Source organism: Modestobacter lapidis, from assembly GCF_054780755.1.
In genome coordinates, this window is record NZ_BAAGVS010000008.1 from 132,696 (window position 1) to 138,874 (window position 6,179).

Genomic DNA, 6,179 nt, shown 5'->3' on the forward strand with positions numbered 1-6,179 from the left:
GCTCGCGGCGGGCCCCTACGACGGAGCCGGGGCGCGGCCGACGATCGTGCCGGCCCGGTCGATCACCACCACGTCGACCGCCACCGGCGCGCCCCGCAGCACCCCGGCCGCGGTCTCGCGGGCGCCGGCGGCGACCAGATCTCCCAGCGGCAGCCCGGCGGCGGCGCACTGCTGCAGCGCGTCCAGTGCGGTGTTGGCGCCCAGCACCCCCTCGACCAGCCCCGGCGCCCCGCCCGCGTCGCGGACCAGCCCGGCCAGCGCCGGGAACGACACCTGCGAACGGGCCGAGTGGAGGTCGAGGTGGCCGTCGGCGAGCTTGGTCAGCTTGCCGATGCCACCGGCGATGGTCAGCCGCGGCACCGGGTGGCGGCGCAGGTACTTGAGGACCGCACCGGCGAAGTCGCCCATGTCCAGCAGCGCGTCGTCGGGGAGCCCGTAGAGCTGCTGGACGGTCTTCTCGCTGGTGGAGCCGGTGCAGCCGGCCACATGGGGATGACCGGCGGCGCGGGCGACGTCCACGCCGCGGCGGATCGAGTCGATCCAGGACGAGCAGGAGTACGGGACGACGACGCCCGTCGTCCCGAGGATCGACAGGCCACCGAGGATGCCCAGCCGCGGGTTCCACGTCTTCCGGGCCAGCTCCGCGCCGTTCGCCACCGACACCTCGACGACGACGTCGCCGGTGCCGCCGTGCCGGGCGGCGACCGCGGCGACGTGCCCGGTCATCAGCCGGCGTGGCACCGGGTTGATCGCCGGCTCCCCGACCGGCAGCGGCAGGCCGGGCTTGGTCACCGTCCCGACGCCGTTCCCCGCGCGGAACACCACACCGCTGCCGGGCGGGCCGAGGGTGACCCGCGCGGAGACCAGGGCGCCGTGGGTGACGTCGGGGTCGTCGCCGGCGTCCTTGACGATGCCGGCGGTCGCCTCGCCGGCGCCCAGCGACTCCCGGGCGAGGGCGAACGAGGGGTGCCGGTCGTTCGGCAGGTCGATCTGCACCGGGTCGGGGAACTCGCCGGTGAGCAGCGCGGTGTAGGCGGCGGTGGTGGCGGCGGTCGCGCAGGCGCCGGTCGTCCACCCGTGGCGCAGCCCGCTGCTGCCGTCCCTGCTCACAGGGACATCCTCCGTGGTGCGTCCAGATGACCGGCCGGGTGCTGGTGCTCGGCGGCACGGGGGAGGCCCGGCGGCTGGCCGGGGAGCTGCTGGCGGCGGGCGTCGACGTGCTCTCCTCGCTGGCGGGACGGGTGGCCGACCCGGTGCTCCCGGCCGGCGAGGTGCGGATCGGCGGCTTCGGCGGCCCGGAGGGCCTGGCCGACTGGCTGACCCGGCACCGGCCGCGGGCGGTCGTGGACGCCACCCACCCGTTCGCCGCCCGGATCACCGGCTCGGCCGCCCGGGCGGCCGCGGCCACCGGCACCCCGCTGCTCCGGCTGCAGCGCCCCGGCTGGACCCCCCGGCCGGGGGACAGCTGGCGGTTCGTCGATTCGTTGGCCGGGGCGGCGGAGGCCGTCGCCGGCTGCCGGAGCGTCTTCGTCACCACCGGCCGGCAGGGTGCCGGTGCGTTCGCCGCGCTGCCGGGCCGGGTGCTGGTCCGCGCGGTCGACCCGCCGGACGACCCGCTCCCGGCCGGGACGACGCTGCTGCTGGCCCGCGGGCCGTTCAGCGTCGCCGACGAGGTGGCGCTGATGCGGGCGCACGCCGTGGACGTCGTCGTCACCAAGGACTCCGGAGGGCAGATGACCGAGGCCAAGCTGACCGCCGCCCGGGAGCTGGGGCTGCCGGTGGTGCTGGTGCGCCGGCCGCCGCTGCCGCCGGGGATGCCGGCGGTGGCCACCGTCGAGGACGCGGTGACCTGGGTGCTCCGGCGATGACGAGGCTGGTGCTGTTCGACCTCGACGGAACGCTGGTCGACTCCGTGGCGGGCATCTGGGCGTCGATCCGGGTCGCGGTCGCGGAGCTGGGGCTGGCCGAGCCGACGCCGGAGCAGCTGCGCTCGATGGTCGGGCCGCCGCTGGAGGAGGGCTTCGAGGCGGCCTTCGGCATCGGCGGGGACGACGTCGTCCGGGCGGTGCGCGCCTACCGGGCGCACTACTCGGCCGGGGCGATGTTCCAGGCCACCGTGTACCCGGGGATCGCCGACCTGCTGGCCCGGCTGGGTACCGGTGGGGCGACCCTCGCGGTGGCGACCAGCAAGCCCGAGGACTTCGCCGTCCGGATCCTGGCGCACGTCGGCCTGCTGCCGGCGTTCGCGAGCGTGCACGGCGCCACGTGGGACGGGTCCGTGCGGCACAAGGAGCAGGTGGTCGCCGCCGCGCTGGCCGCGCACCCGGACGGCCGGCAGCCCGTGCTGGTCGGCGACCGCGCGCAGGACGTGCGGGGCGCCGGGGTGCACGGGCTGCCGTGCATCGGTGCCGGCTGGGGGCCGGCGCCGGAGGGCGAGCTGGTGGCGGCCGGGGCGGCGGTGGTGGCCGGCACCCCGGCCGAGGTGCCCGCGGCGCTGGACCGGCTCGCGGCGGGGGCCCGGTGACCGGGCGGCGGGTCACGGTCATCGGTGGCGGCGTCCTGGGGCTCAGCCTCGCGCACCAGCTGGCCGCGGGTGGCGACGTGGTGACCGTGGTGGCCGACCGGGAGGGCGCGGACACCGTGTCCGCGGTCGCGGCCGCGGTGTGGTTCCCCTACCGCAGCGGGTCACCGTCGCTGGCCACCTGGCTGACCCGGTCGCTGGCGCGCTTCACGGAGCTGGCCGCCGACGGTGCGGCCGGCGTCGACCTGCGGGAGGGCACCGTCGTCGAGCGGCGGCCCGACGTCGACCGCTCCTGGGCCGCCGGGGTGCCCGCGTCGCGGGGGGCGACCGCGGCGGAGCTGCCACCGGGTGCGCTGGGGGGCGTGCGGGCCACGCTGCCGGTCGTCACGATGTCCCGCTACCTGCCCTGGCTGCGGGCCCGGTGCGCGGACGCCGGGGTGTGGTTCCAGCGCCGCAGCGTGCGCTCGGTCGAGGAGCTGGCGCCCGCCGCCGACCTGGTGGTCGTCGCCGCGGGCCTGCGGTCGGGGCAGCTCCTCGGCGACGACACGATGTACCCGATCCGCGGGCAGGTGGTGCGCCTGGCGAACCCGGGCCTCACCGCGTGGGTGATCGACGACGACCACCCCGACGGCCTCACCTACGTCGTCCCCCGCCGGGACGACGTCGTCTGCGGCGGCGTGGCCGAGGTCGGGTCGGCGGTGACCGAACCGGACCCGGAGACCGAGCGGGCGATCCTGCGGCGCACCACCGAGCTGGTGCCCGCCCTGGTCGGGCAGCCGGTGCTGTCCCGCGCCGTGGGGCTCCGCCCGGGCCGGGACGCCGTCCGGCTGGAGCACGTCGCCGGCCATGCCGTACCGGTCATCGCCTGCTACGGCCACGGAGGCTCGGGGGTGACGCTGTCCTGGGGGTGCGCCGAGGCGGTCGCCGCCCTGGCCGCGGGCGGCTGAGCTCCGGTCCGCCGCAGGGTGCCGCGGGGTGGAGCCGCTCGGGCGACCGTCGAGCCGGGGCAGGAGCCGGCTCACCGGTCGGTCGGGCGGCTCGACGTCGGAGCCGCCGCCCGGCTGGGGCCGACGCAGGGGTGAGCAGCCCTCCGGCCGGGCACCTACCGGGCATGACCGACCCTCCCGGGCTGCCGGACGCCCTGCAGCTGCTGCGCGACCGGGTCGCCGAGGCACCGCTGGCACTGGCCGTCCCCGGCCGGGACGAGGCGCTGCGCGCGGCCCGGGGCGTGGTCGACCAGGTCGACGACTACCTGCTGCCCCGGCTGCGCGACCTCGACGCCCCGCTGCTCGCCGTCGTCGGTGGATCGACCGGGGCCGGCAAGTCCACCCTCGTCAACAGCGTGATCGGCGCCGCCGTGACCACGCCCGGCGTGCTGCGGCCCACCACCCGGGCCCCGGTGCTGGTCTGCGCGCCGGCCGACCGCGCCCAGTTCTCCGGCGACCGGGTGCTGCCCGGGCTGTCCCGCACCACCGGTGGCGAGGCCGGGCCGGGCAGCCTGCGGCTGGTCAGCACGGAGGCGATACCCGCGGGCCTGGCCCTGGTCGACGCACCCGACGTCGACTCGGTGGTGGAGGCCAACCGCGACCTGGCCGGTCAGCTGCTCGCCGCCGCCGACCTGTGGATCTTCGTCACCACCGCCGCCCGGTACGCCGACGCGGTGCCCTGGGACCTGCTGCGCACCGCTCAGGAGCGGGGCACCGCGCTGGCGGTGGTCCTCGACCGGGTGCCGTCCGAGGCGGCCGGCGAGGTCGCGGAGGATCTCGCCGGAATGCTGCAGCGGGCCGGGCTGGCCGGCGCCCGGCTGTTCGTGGTGGAGGAACGGCCGCTGACCGACGGCTTCCTGCCGGCCGAGCAGGTGGCGCCGCTGCGGGGCTGGCTGCACGGGCTGGCCGCCGACCAGGAGCAGCGGGCGGCCGTCGTCCGGCAGACGCTGGCCGGCGCGCTGGAGAGCCTGGACCAGCGGGTCCGCGGCATCGTTGCGGCGGTCGAGGAGCAGGACGCCGCGGCCGGTGCGCTCGAGGCGGCCGCGGAGGCCGCCTACGTCGCCGCCCGGGCCGGCGTGGACGAGGGTGTGGCCAACGGCAGCCTGCTGCGCGGCGAGGTGCTGGCCCGCTGGCAGGAGTTCGTCGGCACCGGGGAGTGGATGCGCGGCCTGCAGGCCTCGGTCGGCCGGCTGCGCGACCGGGTGACCGCCGCGCTCACCGGCCGCAGCACCCCGGCCGACGACCTGACCGGCGCCCTGGAGTCCGGCGTGGAGACCCTGCTGCGGGCGGAGGCCGACCGGGCCGCCGAGCGCACCGTGGCCGCCTGGCGCGGGCTGCCCGGCGGGCGGTCGCTGCTGGCGGGCCGCGAGGAGGAGCTGGAGGGGGTCTCGCCGTCGTTCACCGGCGCCGCGGCCGACGCGGTGCGCGACTGGCAGGGCACCGTGCTCGACCTGGTCCGCGACCAGGGGGCGGACAAGCGGTCGAAGGCCCGGCTGCTGTCCTGGGGCGTCAACGGGGCCGGTGCGGTGGTGATGGTCGCCGTCTTCGCCTCGACGGCCGGGCTCAGCGGCGCGGAGCTCGCCGTCGCCGGCGGCACCACCGCGATCGGGCAGCGGGTGATGGAGGCGGTGTTCGGCGACGCCGCCGTCCGCCGGCTGGCCGCCGAGGCCCGCGCCGACCTCGACCGCCGCGCCGACCAGCTGCTGCGCGACGAGCAGGAACGGTTCCGCACCCTCGTCGACGAGGCCGGGCCGACGGTGCAGAGCGCCGAGCAGCTGCGCGCCGCCGTCGCGGCGCTGGCCGCCGCCCGCGGGGCCGGCGCATGAGGCTCCGCGAGAGCCGCCGCGAGCTGCCGCTCACCGACCGGCTGGCCGCACTGCGCGAGGCGGTGGAGATCGCCGAGGACCGGTTGGAGGTACCGGAGGTCGCGCAGGCCCGCACGATGCTGGCCAAGGCCGGCGCCCGCGAGGCGCTGGGCGACGCGACCGTGGTGGCGCTGGCCGGCGCCACCGGCAGCGGGAAGTCCACGCTGTTCAACGCGCTGTCCGGTGCCGAGGTGAGCAGCCCTGGCGTCCGGCGGCCCACCACCGGCGTCGCGCACGCGACCGTCTGGGGCGCCGAGGGGGCCGACCGGCTGCTCGACTGGCTGCAGGTGCCGCTCCGGCACCGCGTCGAGCAGCCCGACAGCCCCGAGAGCAGGGCCCTCGACGGGCTGGTGCTGCTCGACCTGCCCGACCACGACAGCGTCCGGCTGGAGCACCGGCTGGAGGTCGACCGGCTGGTCGAGCTGGTCGACGTGCTCGTCTGGGTGCTCGATCCGCAGAAGTACGCCGACGCCGCCGTGCACGATCGCTACCTGGCCCCGCTGGCCGGGCACGCCGGGGTGCTCGTCGTCGTCCTCAACCAGGTCGACCGGCTCGACGAGCCGGCCGCCCGGGCCTGCCTGGCCGACCTGCGCCGGCTGCTGGACGCCGAGGGCCTGGCCGCCACCCCCGTGCTGGCCACCGCCGGGCGCACCGGTCAGGGGCTGCCCGAGCTGCGCGCGGAGCTGGCCCGCCGGGTGGCCGCCCGCCGGGCCGCCACCGACCGGCTGGCCGCCGACGCGCGGTCGGCGGCCGCCGCCCTCGCGGCGCACTGCGGCACCGGTGAGCGCAGTGCGCCGCGAGGGCGGC

The 6,179-nt window shown here is 78.1% G+C and carries 6 protein-coding genes; 5 read left to right on the forward strand and 1 reads right to left on the reverse strand.

Annotated elements, in window-relative coordinates; all coding sequences use genetic code 11:
• Positions 1-15: 15 nt before the first annotated feature.
• Positions 16-1,110 carry a cobalt-precorrin-5B (C(1))-methyltransferase gene (locus tag ACYVG5_RS11395; RefSeq protein ID WP_222047276.1) on the reverse strand — a complete coding sequence of 365 codons (1,095 nt, stop codon included), beginning with the start codon at positions 1,108-1,110 and terminating at the stop codon, positions 16-18.
• Between the two features lie 26 nt (positions 1,111-1,136).
• Here ACYVG5_RS11395 and ACYVG5_RS11400 point away from each other — a divergent pair, with 26 nt between their 5' ends.
• From ACYVG5_RS11400 to ACYVG5_RS11420, 5 genes are all read left to right on the forward strand, one after another.
• Positions 1,137-1,868, forward strand: a complete 732-nt coding sequence (locus ACYVG5_RS11400; RefSeq protein ID WP_222047274.1) for a cobalt-precorrin-6A reductase — start codon at positions 1,137-1,139, stop codon at positions 1,866-1,868.
• On the forward strand, positions 1,865-2,524 hold the full coding sequence (locus tag ACYVG5_RS11405; protein WP_222047272.1) for an HAD hydrolase-like protein: 660 nt from the start codon (positions 1,865-1,867) through the stop codon (positions 2,522-2,524). The genes ACYVG5_RS11400 and ACYVG5_RS11405 overlap by 4 nt, the downstream gene beginning before the upstream one ends.
• Entirely contained in the window at positions 2,521-3,468 is a 948-nt protein-coding gene (locus ACYVG5_RS11410; RefSeq protein ID WP_222047270.1) for an FAD-dependent oxidoreductase, read from the forward strand. Before ACYVG5_RS11405 ends, ACYVG5_RS11410 begins: the two co-directional genes overlap by 4 nt.
• A 164-nt stretch (positions 3,469-3,632) precedes the next feature.
• On the forward strand, positions 3,633-5,333 hold the full coding sequence (locus ACYVG5_RS11415) for a GTPase family protein (RefSeq protein ID WP_222047269.1): 1,701 nt from the start codon (positions 3,633-3,635) through the stop codon (positions 5,331-5,333).
• The coding region (locus ACYVG5_RS11420; protein WP_460683188.1) for a GTPase at positions 5,330-6,179 on the forward strand (850 nt) is incomplete at its 3' end. The genes ACYVG5_RS11415 and ACYVG5_RS11420, both read left to right, overlap by 4 nt.

Excerpts from the sequence above, each read along its gene's own strand:
- ACYVG5_RS11400 (WP_222047274.1), top strand. The coding sequence starts at position 1,137 with ATGACCGGCCGGGTGCTGGTGCTCGGCGGCACGGGGGAGGCCCGGCGG.
- ACYVG5_RS11405 (WP_222047272.1), top strand. The coding sequence starts at position 1,865 with ATGACGAGGCTGGTGCTGTTCGACCTCGACGGAACGCTGGTCGACTCC.
- ACYVG5_RS11415 (WP_222047269.1), top strand. The coding sequence starts at position 3,633 with ATGACCGACCCTCCCGGGCTGCCGGACGCCCTGCAGCTGCTGCGCGAC.